The sequence below is a fragment of the Sedimentitalea arenosa genome (assembly GCF_016428585.1).
Classification (GTDB): domain Bacteria; phylum Pseudomonadota; class Alphaproteobacteria; order Rhodobacterales; family Rhodobacteraceae; genus Sedimentitalea; species Sedimentitalea arenosa.
The window spans coordinates 496,427-514,407 of sequence record NZ_JAELVR010000001.1 but is presented as its reverse complement, the minus strand read 5'-3'; the positions used below and the strand labels follow the sequence as shown (position 1 = coordinate 514,407).

Sequence of the window (17,981 nt, the reverse complement as noted above, 5' to 3'; positions counted from 1 at the left end):
CCCCCCGCCCCTGTCGGGACCTAAAGTGACTCGCCTTCGACATCCGACCGCAGCCGGTCCATCGCCTTGGTTACGTCCTCGAAGTGGGGATGTATAGACTTGGCCCGTTCATAGGCACGAAAGGCCAGGTCGTCCTGCCCCAGTTCCTCGAGAATGGTGCCGAGTCCAAAGATCGCGGTGTAGTTGTTGGGGTTCAGCGACAGCGCGGTTTCCAGATCGGACAGCGCGAGGCCATATCTTTCTGAATGGAAAAAGGCCGATGCCCGCGCGTTCCAGCCCTCCGCGAAATCGGGCGCGTGATCCGTGAGGGCCGTCAGATGTTCGATCGCGGCGGTATAGTCCTCGGTTTCCAGCGCATCCTGTCCGCGCTTCAGAAGAAGATCCATGGATGCCGATCCGCTGCGCGACCACAGCCGCTGCAACTGTCGCTCGAGCCGCTTGGCCTCGGCCGAATCCGCCTGCAACAGGGCGGCGAGCAATTCGGCCTCGTCTTGGGAATCGGCGTTTTGGGCGGCCAAAGGTATGGAATTCATTACTATGGCGACAATTGCCGCCACGATACCTTTGCGGATGGGATGGATAACGCTCATATCGATTTGTAGTGTAACGCGATGCGCAGTGATTTCCAGACACGAGCGTGTCAAATAGCAACGAGAGTGAACATGAGCGAATTTCTTGAACAGGCCGCGGCCGAATTGAACAGCAAACTGTCCGCAGCCGATTTCGATGGTGTCGCCAAATTCGCGATCGCCGACGAAGGCTCGATCGTGATGACCAGCGAGGGCGCGCGGGTGTCCGACGACGATGCGGACGTGACCCTGAGCGCAGATGCCGACACGTTCCGCGCCATCCTCGAAGGCGACATGAACCCCACCAGCGCTTTCATGTCCGGCAAGCTGTCGGTTGACGGCGACATGGGCATGGCGATGAAACTGGCAGCCGTTCTCGCCTGATGACACGCTCGGAGGCGCCGCTGTTTGACGACATGGTCGGCGTGCCCAAAGGTGGGCGCGCCTATTGGTTGCGCGCCTCCGATGGCGTGCGGATTCGGGTCGCCATCTGGCGCCCGGACGGCACCGCCCGCGGCACGGTTCTGATGTTTCCCGGCCGTACCGAATACATCGAGAAATACGGAATGCTGGCCGAGACCTTCGCAGAGCGCGGGTTTGCGACGCTGATCATCGACTGGCGTGGACAAGGCTTGTCCGACCGGCTTCTGGACGACGTGCGACTTGGCCATGTGGACGTGTTCAGCGACTATCACCGCGACATCGCCGCGGCGATGCGGCTGGCGCGCGACGTGGACCTGCCGCGCCCGTTCCACATGATCGGGCATTCGATGGGCGGCGGAATCGGCCTGCGCGCAGTGATGGAAGGACTCCCGGTTCAATCCTGCGTCTTTACCGGACCGATGTGGGGCATCTACATGTCGCCAGCGCTGAAACCCTTTGGCTGGGCTCTCTCGCATGTGGCGCCGATGGTCGGGATGGGCTCGCGCCTGCCGCCGACGACGCGCTATGAAAGCTATGTGCTGGCGCAGGAATTCGACGGCAACAGCCTGACAACAGACCCCGAGATGTACCGGCTGATGCAGGACCAGATGAAGGCGCATCCCGAACTGGGAATCGGCGGCCCGACGTTGGTCTGGCTGCGCGAGAGCCTGATGGAATGCCGCGCCCTGTCGCGCCGGGCGTCCCCCGATATCCCCTGCATCACCTTCCTCGGCGCGGGCGAATCGATCGTCGATTGCGACGCGGTGCGCAGCCGCATGGATCGTTGGCCGCGCGGCCAGCTTGAAGTGATCGACGGCGCCCGGCACGAGGTGCTGATGGAGACGCCCGAAATCCGCGGCCACGTCTTCGACCGGATCGAACACCTGTTCAACACCGGCGACGTGCGAGAGCGCGATACGGCCGTTTCGGCCTGATCCACGACGCCATGTGGTCAGCGCCGCACGGCGCGCTACCCTGACCGGCATGACGCGCGATCCGGTTCTGACATTTACCGACAGGGGCATTTACTGCCCCGCGGGCGATTTCTTCATCGATCCCTGGCGTCCGGTCAAACGGGCGCTACTGACCCACGGCCATGCAGATCATGCGCACCCGGGGCACGCCTCCTATCTGGCAACCCGCAGCGCGGCACCGGTGCTCCGGCACCGGCTGGGCAAGATCCGGCTCCAAACCGTGGCGTATGAGCAGACGCAGCGGATCGGCGATGCGACGGTTTCGTTTCACCCAGCGGGCCATGTGCCCGGATCGGCCCAGATCAGGGTCGAGGTTGACGGCGAATGCTGGGTTGCATCGGGCGACTACAAGACGATCGAAGATGGCCTGTCGGAACCGTTCAGCCCGGTGCCCTGCCATGTTTTCATAACCGAAAGCACCTTCGGTCTGCCGGTCTTCCGCTGGCCTGCGCAGGACGCTGTGGCGCGCGAGTTGCTGGACTGGTGGCGCAATTCGGTCGATCGAGGCGTGACGCCAGTGCTCGGGGCCTACTCCCTGGGCAAGGCGCAACGGGTGCTGTCGCTCCTGACCGAGGACATCGGACCGATCCTGACCCACGGTGCGATCGAAGCGACGACGCAGGTCCTGCGCGACCAGGGCTTGCGGCTGCCGCCGACGGCGCAGGTAACGCCCGACACGAAAACCAAGGATCACCTGGGCGCCATTGTGCTGGCTCCGCCGGGCGCCCTGGGAGGAGCCTGGATGCGTCGCTTCGGCCCAGTATCGACCGGGTTCGCAAGCGGCTGGATGCAGATGCGCGGTGTCCGCAGGCGGCGCGCCGCCGACCGGGGCTTTGTCATCTCGGATCACGCGGATTGGGACGGGTTGAACCAGGCCATCGCCGCGACAGGTGCGGAAAAAATATACGTGACACATGGTTACACGGATATCTTCGCGCGATGGCTGCGCGAGGGCGGCCTGGATGCAGACGTGGTTCCCACGGAATACGAAGGCGAAACGCTGCAGGATAGCGAGGAGTCATGAAGGCCTTCGCCACCCTCTTCAACCGCATCGACCAGACCACGCGAACCACCGTCAAGGTCGCAGCACTGGCGGAGTACTTCGCCACCGCGCCCGAGCAGGACAGGCTCTGGACGATCGCGCTGTTCTCGGGTCGGCGGCCGAAACGTGCAGTGACCACGACCCGGCTGCGCGAATGGGCCGCCGAGCGAGCCGGGCTGCCACTCTGGCTGGTCGAGGAGGCCTATCCGGTGGTCGGGGATCTGGCCGAAACCATCGCACTGATCCTGCCCCCGCCGACCCGCACCAGCGACCATCCCCTGACCCACTGGATCACGGTGCTAAAGGAGATCGCCGCCCGGCCGGAGCCCGAGCGCAAGCCGCTGGTTCTCGCCGCCTGGGAGCAGCTGACACCGACCGAACGGTTTCTGTTCAACAAGCTGATGACAGGCGGGTTCCGGATTGGTGTCAGCCAGAAACTGATGACCCGCGCGCTGGCCGAGGCGACCGGCAAGGAAGCCTCGGAACTGGCACACCGACTGATGGGCAACTGGACACCCGATACGGTCAGCTTTCACGACCTGATCCTGGGCGATGACCTGGGCGGGGACCTGTCGCGCCCCTACCCGTTCTACCTCGCCCATGCGATCGAGGGTGCGCCGGATGCGCTCGGATCGCCGCAGGAGTGGTCCGCGGAGTGGAAATGGGACGGCATCCGCGGCCAGCTGATCGTGCGCAACCGGCAGCATTTCGTATGGTCGCGCGGCGAAGAACTGATGACCGACCGGTTCCCGGAACTGGCACGGGCGGTCGACCTGTTGCCCGACGGCACGGTTCTGGACGGCGAGATCATGGCCTGGGACGAAGATGGCCCGATGCCCTTCAACGCCCTGCAGAAACGCATCGGACGCAAGAACCTGCCGAAATCGCTGTTGCGGCAGGCTCCGGTCGTCTTCGCGGCCTATGACGCGTTGGAATGGGACGGGGTCGACCGGCGCGACCAGCCCTACAGCACACGACGCGCGCAGCTCGAACGGTTGCTGGCCGCCGCGACCACGCAGCACGCGCTGCGGCTGCCACCCCTGATCGCGTTCGACGATTGGCCCGACTTGGCCCGCATTCGCACTACGGCGCGGGACAACCGCGCCGAGGGATTGATGCTGAAGCGCTTGGACAGCCCCTATCTTGCCGGCCGCCGGAAAGGCGATTGGTGGAAGTGGAAGCTTGACCCGCTTACGGTGGACGCGGTGATGATCTATGCGCAATCCGGCCATGGCCGCCGGGCGAACCTGTTCACCGATTTCACCTTCGCTGTGCGTGACGGCGACGACTTGGTGCCCTTCACCAAAGCCTATTCGGGTCTGACCGACGTCGAGTTCCGCGAGATCACGGCCTGGGTGCGCCGCAACACGTTGCAACGCTTCGGACCGGTGCGGCAGGTGACGCCGGAGCACGTGTTCGAGATCGCCTTCGAGGGCATCCACGCCAGCCCGCGCCACAAGTCGGGCATCGCGCTGCGTTTTCCACGCATGTCGCGCTGGCGGCGCGACAAGCCGGTGAGCGAGGCCAACACGCTGGACGACCTGAAAGCGCTGCTCGCCCTCTACGGCTGAGAGCGGTCAGCCGCAGCTGGCGGTCAGGCCGAGGGCTTTGCCGCGGATCCCCCGCGCCCTGACGGTGCAGGTCCGATCACCCGCCTCGACGGAAAACGCCTCGCCGACGCTGACCATCCGCGTCTGCAACCCGTTGATCGCCAGCCGCGCATCGCCGTCGATAGCCCCCGAGAGGAACACCCGCAGGGCACGATCCGTCAACGTCACGGTCTCGCCGACCGACACAGTCGGCCCCGACAGCGGCGCATCGCAATCCGAGGTGATCTCGGCGCGGCTCCGGCTGACACCGGACAGGCCGACGAGGCAGGTACCGCTGGCATGGCGCACGATCCGCGCTCCTCCCGTTTGCAACATGACCGGTCTGGCTCCCATTCCCGTGACCTGACCCATCGAGACGCATTCGCGTGATAGGGGATTCGCTTGTGGAAGGGCAGAAAACGCGTCATTTGTGCGAAAAATTTGAATTTGCGCGCCCAGTTGTTATCTGCGCAAGCAAGCCAAAAAAGGAACGACACCATGACGACGCCATGTTTTGACGCCAATTCCACCTCAGGAAACGACGGTCTGGGCGACCTTCCGGAGTGGGACCTGAGCGATCTCTACAGCGGCGAAGACGCGGCCGAACTGAAGCGTGACCTGGATTGGCTCGAAAGCGCCTGCGCCGGGTTCGCCGCTGACTACGAGGGCAAGCTGGCACAGCTTGATGCCAAGGGCCTGCTGGACTGCGTGCTTCGCAACGAACGCATCAGCGCGGTAGCAGGACGCATCATGTCCTTCGCCGGCCTGCGCTACTACCAAAAGACCACCGATGCGGGTCGGGCCAAGTTCATGTCCGACATGCAGGAAAAGATCACCAATTTCACCACGCCGCTCGTCTTCTTCACGCTCGAGCTCAACCGCCTCGATGACGGCGCGCTGGACGCGCATTTCGCCGCCAATGCCGAGCTTGCCCGTTACAAGCCCGTCTTCGACCGCATCCGCGCCATGAAGCCCTATCAGCTCAGCGACGAGCTGGAGAAGTTCCTGCACGATCTCGGAGTTGTCGGTGACGCGTGGGAGCGGCTTTTCGACGAAACCATCGCCGGCCTGACATTCGAGATCGACGGCGAACCGCTCAACATCGAAGCGACGCTGAATCTCTTGACCGAGCAGGATCGCGACCGGCGCGAGATGGCGGCACGCGAACTGGCGGATGTCTTTTCCGAGAACATCAAGATCTTCGCGCGTGTGCATAATACACAGACCAAGGAGAAGGAGATCGTCGACCGCTGGCGCGGGATGCCGACGCCGCAGACGGGGCGCCACCTTTCCAATGATGTCGAACCCGAGGTCGTCGAGGCGCTGCGCAGCGCGGTCGTAGCGGCCTATCCCAAGCTCAGCCACCGGTACTATGAGCTCAAGCGCAAGTGGCTCGGACTGGACCGGATGCAAATCTGGGATCGTAACGCCCCGCTTCCGATGCAGGATCCGCGGGTGATCTCATGGGACCAGGCACAGAAGACGGTGATGGACGCCTACAACGCGTTCGATCCGCGCATGGGCGAGACTGCCGCGCCGTTTTTCAACAAGGGCTGGATCGACGCCGGCGTGAAACCCGGCAAGGCGCCCGGTGCCTTCGCCCACCCGACGGTGACCGACGTGCATCCTTACGTGATGCTGAACTACCTCGGCAAACCACGCGACGTGATGACACTCGCACATGAGCTCGGCCATGGCGTCCACCAGGTTCTCGCTGCCGGCCAAGGCGAAATGCTCTCTTCCACCCCTCTGACCCTGGCCGAAACCGCCAGCGTCTTCGGCGAGATGCTGACCTTCCGCAAGATGCTGGACGCTGCCGAGACCAAGGAACAGCGCAAGGTGCTGATGGCCGGCAAGGTCGAGGACATGATCAACACCGTGGTGCGTCAGATCGCTTTCTACGATTTCGAATGCAAGCTGCACGAGGCCCGCCGTGGCGGCGAACTGACGCCCGACGACATCAACGCGCTCTGGATGTCGGTGCAGGCAGACAGCCTTGGGCCGGCGTTCGATTTCATGGACGGCTACGAGACCTTTTGGGCCTACATCCCGCATTTCGTCCATTCGCCCTTCTACGTCTATGCCTATGCCTTTGGCGACGGGTTGGTGAACGCGCTTTACTCGGTCTATCGCGATCAACCCGAGGGGTTCGAGGACAAGTATTTCGAGATGCTCAAAGCCGGCGGCTCCAAGCACCACAAGGATCTGCTGGCACCGTTCGGACTCGACGCATCGGATCCGGCGTTCTGGAACAAGGGCCTCGAACTGATCGCTTCCCTGATCGATGAACTCGAGGCGATGCAGGACTGAGGAAAGGGATCCCGATGGAGGAGCGCGGTTGGTTGCACAGGGCGCTGCACAAACTCAAACGCCAGATCCAGTGGGGTTTGGCGTGGACCAACAAGAACGTGCCCAAGAGCTTGCGTCTGCTGCTCGGCATCCTGCTGATTGCCGGTGGTGTGTTCGGTTTCCTCCCTGTGCTCGGCTTCTGGATGTTGCCGCTTGGCGTGGTGATCATCTGGGAGGATTTGAAGGACTTCTGGTCCCGCCTCACAGGAAACGGCTCTTCGGAGGGCTGATCCGCGATATCGGCGTTTCGGCCTCTCAGCGCAACTGGCTGTCCTTGCTGCCGCGCCGGTTGATCCCGCCGCGCGGCGTTGTGCGGCCGTCGCGTTCGGACTGACACTCGATGCACAGTTTAACGCCCGGAATCGCGGTGCGACGCGCTTCGGGGATCGGCTCGTCGCATTCGGCGCAATGGGTAAGGCTTTCGCCGACCTGCGACTTGCGCGCCTTCAACCGAGCCAGTTCATCTGCGATCGAGACTTCGATCTGTTCGCTCACCGCTCCATCGCGCGTCCATCCGCCGGCCATATCTCCCTCTCCCTTCGGTTACGGACTTCAGGGTAACCCGTTTGGGTCTGTGGCGCAAAAACGAAACTGCGGGACGAAGGCAAGGGGGCTGCGGCCGAAGGACCGGTGTGCCGGACGCTGCGCTTCACTAAGGGTTTTGCGCGATCTATCGCGTCGGTCCTAATTGCCCGGAGGCGCGTCACGCTGGCTCCAACTGCCGAAATGCGTGTGGTCATGCACGATCGGCTCCGGCAACTGCCTGTCGTGGCGCGCCCTCACCTGGCTGATGCCTGAGAAGGGGCCGTCCGCCTCAGGCGATTCGGCGCAGCGCAAGGGCCCCTGCCCCAAGCGCCAAGCCGGCGGCATTAAGCCAACCCGCCCCGGCAAAGGCCTCCCACGGGCAGAGGATGGCAAGACCGACACCCGCAATCACAAGACGCTCTCCCCCCGTCAGGTCGCGTCCCAGGTATCCGACAATCGCACCGGTCACGGCATAGACTCCGAACATCGCCTTGGTCGCGGTCACCGCGATCATCCAGGCGGGGCCATCGAACAGCAGCGCCGGCGAGGCGGCAAAAAAGAACGGGATCAGGTAGGCCGGCCAGCCGATCCGCACCGCTTCGACCGCGGTGGCCATCGGTTGCGCCTTGGCCATGTTGGCCGCGACGAAGGCCGCGATCGCCACCGGTGGCGTCAACATCGACAGCATCCCGAAATAGAGAACGAAGAGATGCGCCGCCATCGGCTGCAGACCCAGCTCGACCAGCGGCGGCGCGGCCAGTGAGGCCAGCAACAGGTAGACGCCGACCGTCGGCAGTCCCATGCCCATGACGATGCACACAAAAGCCGTGATGATCAGCAGCAGGACAAGGCTCGACTGGCCCAGTTGCACAAGGAAGAAGCCGAGACCGAAGGACAGGCCCGATCGCGCCACCAGACCGATGATCATGCCCGCGATGGCGCAGATCAGGATGATCTCTACCGCCGCCCGCCCGGCCGAGACCAGAACACCAATCAGCACCTTGGCGCTGACACGGCTGCGATCGTAGGTCTGCACCAAAGACAATCCGAGCAGCACCAATACAGCCGCCAGTGCGGCGGTCTCGGGCCGCAGGTTGAAGCTGAACAACCCGACCAGCAGCACCGCGAAAGGCATGAAGACGAACCAGCCCTGCCGCACCACCCGGCCAAGCGGCGGAATGCGATCTTCGGACACGCGCGCGATGTTCAGGCGCCCGGCTTCGAGATCGGCGAACACGAACAGGCTGAAGTAGTAAAGCAGCGACGGGATCAGAGCCGCCAGCATCACGTCGACATAGCTGGCCTGCAGGTTTTCGGCCAGCAGGAAGGCCGCGGCTCCCATGATCGGCGGCATGAGCTGCCCGCCGGTCGACGCCGCCGCCTCGATGGCACCGGCGGTCCGCGCGCGATAACCGCCATCCTTCATCATCGGGATGGTGATCGCTCCGGTCGAGGCGACGTTGGACACCGCACTGCCCGAGACCGAGCCGAAGAAGGCCGATCCCAGGATCGCGATCTTGCCCGCGCCGCCCCGTTTCCGCCCTGCCAGCGCCAAAGACAGGTCCGAGAAAAAGGCCGACCCGCCGGTCGCGAGCAGCAGTTGCGACAGGATCAGGAACGGCACGACCACCGCCACGGCGATCGACAGCGCCGCTCCGGCCAACGACGCGCTGTCCAGCATCAGGAAGGTCAGCAGCCGGTCAGGCGGGATCGAGCGGCTCTGCAGCGGACCCGAGAAACTGCCTGAGAACAGCGCGTAGAGGCAGACGCAGCCGAGAATGACGATCAGACTCCATCCCATGGTGCGCCGCACCGCATCCAGAAGCAGCACGAAGCCGATGACCGAGACGATCAGTGCCTCGGTCGGGTGGTAGAAGACGTTTTCCGACAGGGTCGGGAAGCGCACCGCCAGCCACGCGCCGAACCCGAGCGACGCCACCGCCGCGAACCGCGTCCCCCAGCGCGGACCGGTCGGACTGGTGATGAAGGCCACGGCCATGGCGAAGGCCAGCGCGGCGATCAGCACCTGTTCGGAATAGACCCGCCACCCGATCCACAGCGGCGCGCCAGACGACCACATCACCGCCGTCAGGGTGATCAGCGCGGCCAGCACGGCGGTCACGCGCAGTTCGCCGCGCGTGACGTTACGCATCACTCGATCAGCCAAGGATTCTGCCCTGTTTACTCAGGCCAGATACCCATTTCCTTGTAGAACCGGATCGCGCCCGGGTGATAGGTCAGCCCGACTTCCTTGGCCATGATTTCCTTGGTGAACCCGTTCCAGAACGGTCCCCCGGCCAGCAGGTCGGCTTCTTTGTCCCAAAGTGCCTTGACCGCCTTGTAGACCATGTCCTCGGACACTTCCTTGCCCGCGAACAGGGTATAGTCGAAGACGTTGACGAAGGTCGGCTCCTCGATTCCCGGTACGCTGCCGGCGGGCATCTGCTGCAGGTAGGTCTGCGGCAGGTATTCCCGCATCCGCTCCAGCGCCTCGGGGCTGTCGTCGAACGACAGGTAGCGAATTCCGAACGACGCATCGTATTCGCGGCTGTTGCCCGCGCCGACGACCACGATCGCCACGTCAGCGGACCCTTCGGCGAAGCTCGACCACATGCGCGGGAAATTCGGCACCGCGACGCCGTCGACCTGGTCAAGACCGACATCCGCATTGGCGAAATATCCGCGCGTCACGTAATCGCCCAGTGCCTTGTCCGCAAAGACCGGGACACGCTTGCCCGCCAGATCGGCGATCGACCGGATGTCGCTGTCCTTGCGCACGATATAGGCGTTGCGGAAGGGCATGAGAGTCGCGACCATCTGCAGGTTCTCGTTCGGGCGGCCCTCGGACATGCCGGTGCCGGTCACCGCGTAGGTCAGTTGCACCACGTTGGCGATGCCGAACTCGATCTCGCCCGCATTCACCAGCGGAATGTAATCGGCGGTATTGGCCAGCTCCTGCGGGCGCATCTGCAGCTCGCCCACTTCGGAAATCGCAGCCGCCAGCGTGCGGCCGACCTGGCTGGTGCCACCGCGTGCGGTCGAGCCCAGTGCGGCCAGTTCCGCCGCCACCGCCGACGCGCCAAGTGTAAAGGCCAACGTGGCCGCTGTCAGGTGTCTCATCTTCATCTGTGCCATCTCCCCGTTTTTCTAGTGATGTTCGAACAAGGGCCCATGCCCCGCGAACCGGTCGTTGATCCCCATCGCACGCAACGCATGCCAATAGGTCGCCGCGTTGATCGCAATGAAAGGCTTGCCGTACTCCGTCTCGAGTTCGGTGCAGAGCCTGCACATGCTGAGATTGGTTCCGACCTGGACGAAAGCGTCCACGTCGTTGCCGTCCATCTCGGCGACATGGGCGCGCAGCGTGTCTTCCTGCACCTGGGCGATAGCCACAGGGCTGGGGCATTTCAGGCCGCGAAACCGCACCACTTCAAACCCGCAATCCTCAAAGAACAGTGTCACGTTCCTGTCCGACACCGGAAAGTAGGGCGAAATGACCGCTATTCGCCGCGCACCCGTCAGGTTCAACGCCGCTTCGCAGGCAAAGGAGCCGGCCGAGACCTTCAGGCCGCAATGATCGGACAGGGCCTGCATCCGTTTTTCCGATGCCGCCCGTCCGTCCCAGAACATCAGCGCCGACATGCCCATGATCAGGTAGTCGGGCTCGGCCGTCGAACAGCGATCCACTGCATCGTAGAGCGTCGCGCCGATCGCCTCGACCAGTGCGACGAATTCCTCATCGTTGCCGACCTTCATGTTGGGGACGTAGATGCGCCCGAAATGATTGGTGACACCCGACACTCGCAGGTCGTCCATGTCTGGCTGCACGATGGTGTTGGTCGAGGGCGCGACGACTGCAAACTTGCATCGCCATCCCCGCGCATCCTTCGACATGAGCCGCCCCTCTCCGTCAGTTCTGCAAGAATAAGACAACGCAATTCTCGATCCGTCAAGAATTTGTCTGGACAAATTATTGACCCCGCCCCGGATCGCGGTCTATGCACGATCCTGTCCGGCCATGCGCCGCGTTTTCGATCCGCAGATCCGACGGGAGGAAAAGATGGCCGACCCCAAGCTGAAACAGATGATCGAGGCCGGCGAGTTCATCGCCGCTCCGGGCGTCTTCGACATGATCTCGACCCTTGTAGCGGACCGAATGGGATTTCCGGCGCTCTACGTCACGGGCTACGGCATCGCCGCGTCCCATCTTGGCCTGCCCGACGCCGGGATCATGACCTATACCGACATGGAAAGCCGGGTGCGCCGCATCGTCGAGGGCGCGCAGACGCCGGTGATCGCGGATGCAGACACGGGCTATGGCGGTCTGTTGAACGTGCGCCACACGGTGCGCGGATACGAGGCCGCCGGGGTCACGGCGATCCAGATCGAGGACCAGGAGTACCCCAAGAAATGCGGCCACACGCCGGGCCGGCGCGTCGTGCCTCTCGAAGACATGATCGCCAAGATCAAGGTCGCCTGCGACAGCCGCTCCAGTGCTGACTTCCTCATCATCGCGCGCACCGACAGCCGCACGGCCCTCGGTCTGGACGAGGCGCTGCGGCGGGGCGAGGCCTTCGAGAAGGCCGGCGCCGACGTGATCTTCATCGAGGCACCGGAAACCGTTGAGGAGATGCGCATCATCAACGACCGGATCGGCAAGCCGACACTGGCCAACATGGTGTCGGGCGGGCGCACCCCGGTGTTGCCTTCGGCCGAGCTTGCGCAACTGGGCTTTGCCATCGGCATCCATCCCGCGCTCGGCTTCCTCGCCGTGGGCGAGGCACTCAAGCACGCCTACGGCGCGTTGGCCGACAGCGGCGACGTATCTGCCGTCGCACTCGAGGATTTCGGAGACTTCAGCAAACTCATGGGGTTCGAAGACGTCTGGGCCTTCGACCGCAAATGGGCCGAAGTCTAGCCGTCCTCCCGCTCGAGCCCGATGCGCGTGCGGTGGATGTAACGGTCACCGCCATGGTGCCAGTTGAAGGATGCGATCAACAGGTCCGTCGCTGTGGAATAGCGTCTCAGGATGCGCAGAACCGGTGACTGTTCGATCACCCCAAGCGCCTCGGCGACGTGACGGGGCGCAGGCAGGGCCTGGGTCTCTTGAATCACCCGTTCGATCCGCGCCCCTGCCGCTTTCGCAAGACCCGCATAGATCGGCCCCTTCGCCCGGGCCAGCCCCGGCGCGATATCCCTGAACCGCTGCGGCACATAGCTTTCGACCACCGCCAGCGGGGTCCCTTCGGCCGACCGGCGCAAGCTGTGCAGCAAAAGCCAGGTTTCTCCCGCGTCCTGGCCCAGCCGGGCGGCCGTGTTGTCATCGAGAATCGTGTCCTCGACTTTCAGCAACTCAAGCTCGGTCTCGGCGGCATATTGCGTCAGGTCCGAGACCGAGCGGTAATTCTGAACGAACACGCCCGACGGCGTGGCCCGCAGAACACGGCTTCCCGCGCCCTGGGTGCGGGATACCACGCCCTCGGCCTCGAGTCGGCGCAGCGCCTCCCGCACCGTGAAGCGCGATACGTCGAACCGCGCACAGAGACTCGCCTCGCTGGGCAGCAGGGCGCCCACCGCATAGGTACCCGCGCCGATATCCGCACGCAGGGCGTTGAGGATTTCCAGGTATCGCGGCGTCCGCGCCCTGCGCTGCATGTCCGACATCACCGGGTCCTTCGGTTCAGGACACGTCCTCGAGATCGCGCAGCGACTGGATCATCGAGGAACGCATCACGTAAGCCAGGTGCTTCTTGGGGTCATTCACCGTCGCGCGCAACTCGTCATGATAGGCGCGGCGCTTTTCAGGGTCGGTTTCGTTCAGCACGGCGCGGTTGCGCAACGCCTGGGCCTGCACTGTCTCGATCGCCACCTTGCGCCGTTGCCGCTCGTAACGGTCCATGAGGTCGATCGGGGCGCCGCGCCAAACCTGCGCCAGCTTCTCCGCCAGGTTCACCGCATCATGGATGCCACCATTCATCCCCATCCCGCCCAACGGGTTGTTGAGGTGCGCCGCATCCCCGGCCAGAAACACGCGCCCATGTACGTACCTGTCGGCCACACGCTCGTGCACGCGATAAGCGGTCTTGTGCGCAATCTCGTAGGGCGCCCCGGGCAGCAGCGCCTGCATCCGTTCCTCGATCCGTGAGGGATCGAGAATGGCCTCGTCGCTCAGGGTCGGATCGGTCGGGAACAACACCCGCCAGAGCGTCGGCGTGCGCAGCAGCACCAGCCATTCCTCGGGGTCCGAGATATAGCAGATATCGGCCAGCCCCTCGATCGCCTGATCATAGCGGAAGGGCGTCGACAGCGAGAGGAAGATTTCCGGGATCGTCAGACCGGGAAAGTTCACGCCGGTCGACTTGCGCACGGTGGAGCGCGCGCCGTCCGCGCCGATCAGGTAGGCGGCGCGGAAGGTTTCGACCTCGCCACTGGTGCGGCGTGCCGTGACCGTCACCGCGTCCGCATCCTGCGTCACCTCCTCGACCACGATATCGGTGATCAGCTCAGCTCCGGTATCGGCGTCGAGCCGCGCGCGGGCCGCTTCGGTCAACTTCCACTGCTCGGCCTGCAAACGGTAGGGATGCGCCGTTTCGTCCTTCAATAGACCGAGATCGAACGTGGCCACCTCGCCTTCCTTGCGGTCGCGGAACTGCCAGAGCGGGCATTTGATGCCGCGCGAGATCAGCCCGTCCGCAAGACCCAGACGATCAAGAAAATCGAGCGTGGGAGGATGGAAGGTCGACGCGCGCAGATCGACCGCCAGATCCGAAGAGGCCTCCAGCACCGTGACCGGTATGCCTTCGGCCAAAAGCGACACCGCCGCGACCAGCCCGACAGGCCCGGCACCTGAGATCAAGACCCTTTTCTCGGCGTTCATCGGCATCCCCTCCTGCGGCGTCGCAGCTTACGGTATGCGAGAGGTCCTCAGGGTCAAGGTAAATTTGTCTGGACAAATCTTACGCGCCGCGCAGGATGTTGGGGAATGACACGCAGACTTGCCATACTCGGCGGCGCCGGTGCGATCGGACGGGTCCTGACTTTTCGGGCCCGGACCGAAGGCTGGCGCGTCACCGTGCTCGACCTCGCGGCGTCATTGGCCGCGCACCCGGCACCACCGGACGTGATCGTGCGCCCGGTTGACCTGTCCGATCCGGGCTCAGTCAGCACCGCTTTTGACGGGATCGGCCCGCTGGACGGCTTCGTCAATCTCGCCGGGTTCATGTCGCCGCGCCAGCGATTGGCCGACACCACGCTCGCCGAGTTCGACGATGTGATGACCTGCAATCTGCGCGGCGCCTTCCTCGCGGCCCAGTCCGCTTTGCCCGCCCTGCAGGCGCGAAAGGGCGCGATGGTGAATGTCGCTTCGGGACTTGGCGCGCATGCGCGCCCCGGATTCGGCCCTTATGCGGCCGCCAAGGCCGGAATGATCAGCCTGACCAAGACGCTGGCCCTCGAATCCGCCCCCGATGTGCGGGTCAACGCGGTCGCGCCCAGCGTGCTCGACACCGCGTTCCTGCGCGGCGGCGAAGGACGCGCGCGCCGCGACCAGGCGCCGCTCGACCTCGACGCGATGGCCGCGGCCACGCCGCTTGCCCGCATCGCGACGCCCGAGGACGTGGTCGGTCCGATCTTGTTCCTGCTGGGACCGGACTCAGGCTTCATCACCGGGCAAGTGCTCTGGATCAACGGCGGAGGATACATGCCATGACCAAGATCTCGCTGGACGACAGGGTGGTGCTGATCACCGGCGGCGCGCGCGGACTGGGGCGGGAAATGGCGCTGGCCCTGGCCGACGCCGGCGCCCGGATCGCGATCACCGGGGCCAGTGACTCCGAAGCCCTGCACAAGACTCGCGCAGCACTTGGCGGCAGCACCATCGCGATCGCCGCCGATGTCACCGACCGCGACGCGGCGCAACAGGCGGTCGCGACAACGGTGGCCAGTTTCGGGCGACTCGACGTTCTGATCAACAACGCGGGCCTCGGGATGCGCGTGATCTCCGAGAGCTATACAACGCAGCCTACCAGATTCTGGGAAGCCGATCCCGACGCCTGGATCCGGATCGCGACCACCAACGCCACGGGCCCGTTCCTGATGGCTCGCGAGGCGGTGCCCTACATGCTTGCTCAGGGCTTCGGAAAGATCATCAACATCTCGACCTCGGACCAGACCATGGTACGGCGCGGCTATGCGCCCTACGGGCCAAGCAAGGCGTTTCTCGAGGCGGCGAGCCGAATCTGGGCGGCCGATCTCGACGGCACGGGAATCGACGTGAACGTGCTACTGCCTGGTGGCGCCACCGATACCGACCTGCTGCCGCCTTCGCCCATCCGCAGGGGAGCTGACGGCAATCTGCTGCAGCCGGACATCATGCGCGCCCCGGCGGTGTGGCTCGCCTCGGCAGCCTCTGACGGGATCACCGGCGCACGCTACATCGCGCGGTTGTGGGACGACGCCGACCCCGACGCCGCACGGGACGACCACGGCGCGCCACCCCGGATCATGTAGCCGCGCAGGACTTCATGTAGGCGACCGCGTCATCTGTGCCGACCAGGTCCGCGTATTTGGCGCTCATGTCGAACAGGTTCGCCTCGTGCGGCCCGGTGGCCCGGTCACCGCAGGCCTGATGCGCGATCAGGGTGACGAAGCCTGACGAGATGCTGTCGATGCAAGTCGCGCGGACACAGCCCGAGGTGGTCAACCCGCCGATGATCAGCGTGTCGATCTGGTGAAACTGCAGGGTGGCAGCCAGCGACGTGCCGAAGAAGGCGCTGGGATACTGCTTGGTGATCATCAGGTCGCCAGGTTCGACGCGCAACCCGTCGACCAGCCGTTGCGTGTCGCGCCCGGCATCGAAACAGGACAGCGCCGGCACCTTGGCATAGAACGCGCCTCCGTCGCCGCCGCCCGGTTGGTATTTCACCTCGGTGAAGATCACCGGCACCCCAACCGCACGGGCGGCCTCGGCAAGTGTGATCGCGTGGTCGCGTGCCGCCGCGCAGCCCTCGCCGCCAAACAGCGGCGCCTCCGGATCGAAATAGGCCTGCGCGAAATCGACCAGCACCAGAGCGGGTCGCGTGCCCCAGCTTTGCTGCGCGTGATATCCGGCCTTCTCGTAATTCTGTTCGAGTGTATCGGTCATTCGCACCTCCTCGTCCCCGCTGGCCGCGAGTGTGCCGCATTCGCGCCCGTTGTCCAGTTCATCCGGCCTGTGCGTTGCTCGCCTGCAGTGCTAGGCTGCCTCTGGACGGCATTCACGGGAGCCGCAGGTGGCGCATCGCAACAAGGTCATGCAGTCGATCGACGCACCAGGCGGCGGCCTCTGTGTCGATGTTTTCTGCCGCCCCGATGGCAGCTTCGGCTTTGACGAATTCCGCCGCGACCCCGAAGACCCGCACGGCTGGTTCAGCGTCGGCCATCACGGCGACCGCGTCTTTGCCAGCGCGGAGGCGGCGCGCGCCGCGGCGGACCGAACCATCCCCTGGCTGGCCGACTTGTCCCGCGCCAGCGGGGCCTGAGCGTCCTCTGCGCATTCAGAAGGCTTCGCCCCAGATCGGGACCTGCGTTGTCCAATGAGGTGGTCTGCGCCCCGGAACCGGCGCCGCGATCACCGGCAGCCTGTCGTCGAGCAGGTTGCCGCACACGATCTGGTCCAGCGCGGGTCCCGTGTAGGCCAGGCTCGAAAGGTTGCGCAGCCGCCGGGTCGGGGATGTGTCAAGGTGCGGACGGTCCATGCGGCCTGCGTCAAACGCTGTCTCGACCTCGTCCACCCAATCCGCGATCCGTTCGCCCGTGACGACGTGCTGCCCGCCGTCCGGGTCGATACGGATCAGCTCGCTCGAAATGATGCAGGCGGCCAGCACACCGCCCTCCGCATCCACCTCCAACCCATCGACGAATGCGCCGCGCGGCATCTGCGCGAAAAGCTCGGGCGCACCATGCAGCCCGTCTTCGTCCAGCCGCACCCGGCTGATTCTCTGACCCATCGTCTCGGCCACGTAGAGCCACCCGTTTTCATAGTCGGCGCGGATCTCGTTGGTATAGGCAAGCCCCTCCAGAACGACGCGCATCGTTCCGCCTTCGATCACCGCGACGAAGCCGTTCGCGGTCTGCCGGTTATAGGCGAGGCTGCGCGGTGAATAGGTCGAGGACACCGTGATCCACGTTTTGCCCAACTCGTCGATCAGCACGAAATTGACCGGCGGCGACGCGCCGCCCCGTGCGCAGGAATGAAACAGGCGGACGCCGTCGGCATCCAGTTCCAGCAGCCCGCCGCTATCCGAGATGTTGGCGATCAGGAAACTGCCGTCCGGGCGCAGCGCGATCCCGTTGGGCTGGACGGGACGCCCGCCGATATCGGTGGGCGGCGCCAGAACGAACTGCCGCCCGTCCGGACAGATCCGCGCCACACCATGCCCCGCATGCGAGCAGAAGAGATCGCCGGAGGCGGTGGCCAGCACCGACTCCGGCCGCCGCAACCCGTGGCCGACATGGCGCAGACCGCTCATGC

20 protein-coding genes are annotated in these 17,981 nt (G+C 64.7%); 10 read left to right on the top strand and 10 right to left on the bottom strand.

All coding sequences use genetic code 11. From position 1 onward, the window contains the following. Positions 1 to 20 precede the first annotated feature (20 nt). On the bottom strand, positions 21 to 590 hold the full coding sequence (locus JF290_RS02460; RefSeq protein ID WP_199023137.1) for a tetratricopeptide repeat protein: 570 nt from the start codon (positions 588 to 590) through the stop codon (positions 21 to 23). A 72-nt stretch (positions 591 to 662) separates the two neighbouring features. Between JF290_RS02460 and JF290_RS02455 the strand changes: the two genes are divergently transcribed. Genes JF290_RS02455 through JF290_RS02440 form a run of 4 tightly spaced genes read left to right on the top strand, consistent with a single transcriptional unit; the run spans position 663 to position 4,579 of the window. Continuing rightward, complete coding sequence (locus JF290_RS02455; protein ID WP_199023136.1) at positions 663 to 953, top strand: SCP2 sterol-binding domain-containing protein; 291 nt, start codon at positions 663 to 665, stop codon at positions 951 to 953. After that, complete coding sequence (locus tag JF290_RS02450; RefSeq protein ID WP_199023135.1) at positions 953 to 1,927, top strand: alpha/beta hydrolase; 975 nt, start codon at positions 953 to 955, stop codon at positions 1,925 to 1,927. Before JF290_RS02455 ends, JF290_RS02450 begins: the two co-directional genes overlap by 1 nt. A gap of 49 nt (positions 1,928 to 1,976) precedes the next feature. Continuing rightward, positions 1,977 to 2,990, top strand: coding sequence for a ligase-associated DNA damage response exonuclease (locus JF290_RS02445; protein WP_199023134.1), 1,014 nt, complete (start codon positions 1,977 to 1,979; stop codon positions 2,988 to 2,990). Beyond that, positions 2,987 to 4,579, top strand: a complete 1,593-nt coding sequence (locus JF290_RS02440; RefSeq protein ID WP_199023133.1) for an ATP-dependent DNA ligase — start codon at positions 2,987 to 2,989, stop codon at positions 4,577 to 4,579. Before JF290_RS02445 ends, JF290_RS02440 begins: the two co-directional genes overlap by 4 nt. 6 nt (positions 4,580 to 4,585) lie before the next feature. Here the strand turns inward: JF290_RS02440 and JF290_RS02435 are convergent, their stop codons facing one another. Beyond that, complete coding sequence (locus JF290_RS02435; protein ID WP_233155082.1) at positions 4,586 to 4,906, bottom strand: hypothetical protein; 321 nt, start codon at positions 4,904 to 4,906, stop codon at positions 4,586 to 4,588. Positions 4,907 to 5,095: 189 nt separating this feature from the next. Between JF290_RS02435 and JF290_RS02430 the strand changes: the two genes are divergently transcribed. Both JF290_RS02430 and JF290_RS02425 read left to right on the top strand, forming a co-directional pair. Continuing rightward, positions 5,096 to 6,907 (top strand): M3 family oligoendopeptidase, encoded by a 1,812-nt coding sequence (locus tag JF290_RS02430; protein WP_199023131.1) that lies wholly within the window; start codon positions 5,096 to 5,098, stop codon positions 6,905 to 6,907. Positions 6,908 to 6,921: 14 nt separating this feature from the next. Beyond that, complete coding sequence (locus tag JF290_RS02425) at positions 6,922 to 7,176, top strand: hypothetical protein (protein WP_199023130.1); 255 nt, start codon at positions 6,922 to 6,924, stop codon at positions 7,174 to 7,176. Between the two features lie 25 nt (positions 7,177 to 7,201). Here the strand turns inward: JF290_RS02425 and JF290_RS02420 are convergent, their stop codons facing one another. The 4 genes from JF290_RS02420 to JF290_RS02405 all read right to left on the bottom strand — a co-directional run bounded on the left by JF290_RS02420 (position 7,202) and on the right by JF290_RS02405 (position 11,365). Next, complete coding sequence (locus tag JF290_RS02420) at positions 7,202 to 7,471, bottom strand: DksA/TraR family C4-type zinc finger protein (protein ID WP_199023129.1); 270 nt, start codon at positions 7,469 to 7,471, stop codon at positions 7,202 to 7,204. A gap of 289 nt (positions 7,472 to 7,760) precedes the next feature. Beyond that, the gene (locus JF290_RS02415; RefSeq protein ID WP_199023128.1) at positions 7,761 to 9,623 is read right to left on the bottom strand and encodes a TRAP transporter permease; all 1,863 of its coding nucleotides are present in this window, start codon (positions 9,621 to 9,623) and stop codon (positions 7,761 to 7,763) included. A gap of 29 nt (positions 9,624 to 9,652) precedes the next feature. Continuing rightward, positions 9,653 to 10,597, bottom strand: a complete 945-nt coding sequence (locus JF290_RS02410) for a TAXI family TRAP transporter solute-binding subunit (RefSeq protein ID WP_199023127.1) — start codon at positions 10,595 to 10,597, stop codon at positions 9,653 to 9,655. A gap of 21 nt (positions 10,598 to 10,618) precedes the next feature. Continuing rightward, positions 10,619 to 11,365 carry a maleate cis-trans isomerase family protein gene (locus tag JF290_RS02405; RefSeq protein ID WP_199023126.1) on the bottom strand — a complete coding sequence of 249 codons (747 nt, stop codon included), beginning with the start codon at positions 11,363 to 11,365 and terminating at the stop codon, positions 10,619 to 10,621. Positions 11,366 to 11,531: 166 nt separating this feature from the next. Here JF290_RS02405 and JF290_RS02400 point away from each other — a divergent pair, with 166 nt between their 5' ends. Beyond that, a complete protein-coding gene (locus tag JF290_RS02400) occupies positions 11,532 to 12,389 on the top strand; it encodes an isocitrate lyase/PEP mutase family protein (RefSeq protein WP_199023125.1) in 858 nt (285 codons plus the stop codon). Here the strand turns inward: JF290_RS02400 and JF290_RS02395 are convergent. Together JF290_RS02395 and JF290_RS02390 are read right to left on the bottom strand one after the other, a co-directional pair. Next, a complete protein-coding gene (locus tag JF290_RS02395; RefSeq protein ID WP_199023124.1) occupies positions 12,386 to 13,135 on the bottom strand; it encodes a GntR family transcriptional regulator in 750 nt (249 codons plus the stop codon). The two genes, JF290_RS02400 and JF290_RS02395, sit on opposite strands and share 4 nt — an antisense overlap. A 16-nt stretch (positions 13,136 to 13,151) precedes the next feature. Then, positions 13,152 to 14,348 (bottom strand): FAD-dependent oxidoreductase, encoded by a 1,197-nt coding sequence (locus JF290_RS02390; protein WP_199023123.1) that lies wholly within the window; start codon positions 14,346 to 14,348, stop codon positions 13,152 to 13,154. A gap of 105 nt (positions 14,349 to 14,453) precedes the next feature. Between JF290_RS02390 and JF290_RS02385 the strand changes: the two genes are divergently transcribed. Together JF290_RS02385 and JF290_RS02380 are read left to right on the top strand one after the other, a co-directional pair. Further along, on the top strand, positions 14,454 to 15,179 hold the full coding sequence (locus JF290_RS02385; RefSeq protein ID WP_199023122.1) for an SDR family NAD(P)-dependent oxidoreductase: 726 nt from the start codon (positions 14,454 to 14,456) through the stop codon (positions 15,177 to 15,179). Next, a complete protein-coding gene (locus JF290_RS02380) occupies positions 15,176 to 15,979 on the top strand; it encodes an SDR family NAD(P)-dependent oxidoreductase (protein ID WP_199023121.1) in 804 nt (267 codons plus the stop codon). Before JF290_RS02385 ends, JF290_RS02380 begins: the two co-directional genes overlap by 4 nt. Here the strand turns inward: JF290_RS02380 and JF290_RS02375 are convergent. Further along, the gene (locus JF290_RS02375) at positions 15,972 to 16,613 is read right to left on the bottom strand and encodes an isochorismatase family protein (RefSeq protein ID WP_199023120.1); all 642 of its coding nucleotides are present in this window, start codon (positions 16,611 to 16,613) and stop codon (positions 15,972 to 15,974) included. The two genes, JF290_RS02380 and JF290_RS02375, sit on opposite strands and share 8 nt — an antisense overlap. A gap of 127 nt (positions 16,614 to 16,740) precedes the next feature. Here JF290_RS02375 and JF290_RS02370 point away from each other — a divergent pair, with 127 nt between their 5' ends. Then, entirely contained in the window at positions 16,741 to 16,989 is a 249-nt protein-coding gene (locus JF290_RS02370) for a hypothetical protein (protein ID WP_227362853.1), read from the top strand. Between the two features lie 15 nt (positions 16,990 to 17,004). Here JF290_RS02370 and JF290_RS02365 read toward each other — a convergent pair whose 3' ends face one another. Further along, the gene (locus JF290_RS02365; RefSeq protein WP_199023119.1) at positions 17,005 to 17,979 is read right to left on the bottom strand and encodes an SMP-30/gluconolactonase/LRE family protein; all 975 of its coding nucleotides are present in this window, start codon (positions 17,977 to 17,979) and stop codon (positions 17,005 to 17,007) included. Positions 17,980 to 17,981: the final 2 nt, after the last annotated feature.

What these genes read in the sequence shown, in the direction of transcription:
- JF290_RS02460 (WP_199023137.1), bottom strand. Translation starts at nt 590, where the DNA reads ATGAGCGTTATCCATCCCATCCGCAAAGGTATCGTGGCGGCAATTGTC.
- JF290_RS02455 (WP_199023136.1), top strand. Translation starts at nt 663, where the DNA reads ATGAGCGAATTTCTTGAACAGGCCGCGGCCGAATTGAACAGCAAACTG.
- JF290_RS02450 (WP_199023135.1), top strand. Translation starts at nt 953, where the DNA reads ATGACACGCTCGGAGGCGCCGCTGTTTGACGACATGGTCGGCGTGCCC.
- JF290_RS02445 (WP_199023134.1), top strand. Translation starts at nt 1,977, where the DNA reads ATGACGCGCGATCCGGTTCTGACATTTACCGACAGGGGCATTTACTGC.
- JF290_RS02440 (WP_199023133.1), top strand. Translation starts at nt 2,987, where the DNA reads ATGAAGGCCTTCGCCACCCTCTTCAACCGCATCGACCAGACCACGCGA.
- JF290_RS02430 (WP_199023131.1), top strand. Translation starts at nt 5,096, where the DNA reads ATGACGACGCCATGTTTTGACGCCAATTCCACCTCAGGAAACGACGGT.
- JF290_RS02425 (WP_199023130.1), top strand. Translation starts at nt 6,922, where the DNA reads ATGGAGGAGCGCGGTTGGTTGCACAGGGCGCTGCACAAACTCAAACGC.
- JF290_RS02420 (WP_199023129.1), bottom strand. Translation starts at nt 7,471, where the DNA reads ATGGCCGGCGGATGGACGCGCGATGGAGCGGTGAGCGAACAGATCGAA.
- JF290_RS02415 (WP_199023128.1), bottom strand. Translation starts at nt 9,623, where the DNA reads ATGCGTAACGTCACGCGCGGCGAACTGCGCGTGACCGCCGTGCTGGCC.
- JF290_RS02410 (WP_199023127.1), bottom strand. Translation starts at nt 10,597, where the DNA reads ATGAAGATGAGACACCTGACAGCGGCCACGTTGGCCTTTACACTTGGC.
- JF290_RS02405 (WP_199023126.1), bottom strand. Translation starts at nt 11,365, where the DNA reads ATGTCGAAGGATGCGCGGGGATGGCGATGCAAGTTTGCAGTCGTCGCG.
- JF290_RS02400 (WP_199023125.1), top strand. Translation starts at nt 11,532, where the DNA reads ATGGCCGACCCCAAGCTGAAACAGATGATCGAGGCCGGCGAGTTCATC.
- JF290_RS02395 (WP_199023124.1), bottom strand. Translation starts at nt 13,135, where the DNA reads ATGTCGGACATGCAGCGCAGGGCGCGGACGCCGCGATACCTGGAAATC.
- JF290_RS02390 (WP_199023123.1), bottom strand. Translation starts at nt 14,348, where the DNA reads ATGAACGCCGAGAAAAGGGTCTTGATCTCAGGTGCCGGGCCTGTCGGG.
- JF290_RS02385 (WP_199023122.1), top strand. Translation starts at nt 14,454, where the DNA reads ATGACACGCAGACTTGCCATACTCGGCGGCGCCGGTGCGATCGGACGG.
- JF290_RS02380 (WP_199023121.1), top strand. Translation starts at nt 15,176, where the DNA reads ATGACCAAGATCTCGCTGGACGACAGGGTGGTGCTGATCACCGGCGGC.
- JF290_RS02375 (WP_199023120.1), bottom strand. Translation starts at nt 16,613, where the DNA reads ATGACCGATACACTCGAACAGAATTACGAGAAGGCCGGATATCACGCG.
- JF290_RS02365 (WP_199023119.1), bottom strand. Translation starts at nt 17,979, where the DNA reads ATGAGCGGTCTGCGCCATGTCGGCCACGGGTTGCGGCGGCCGGAGTCG.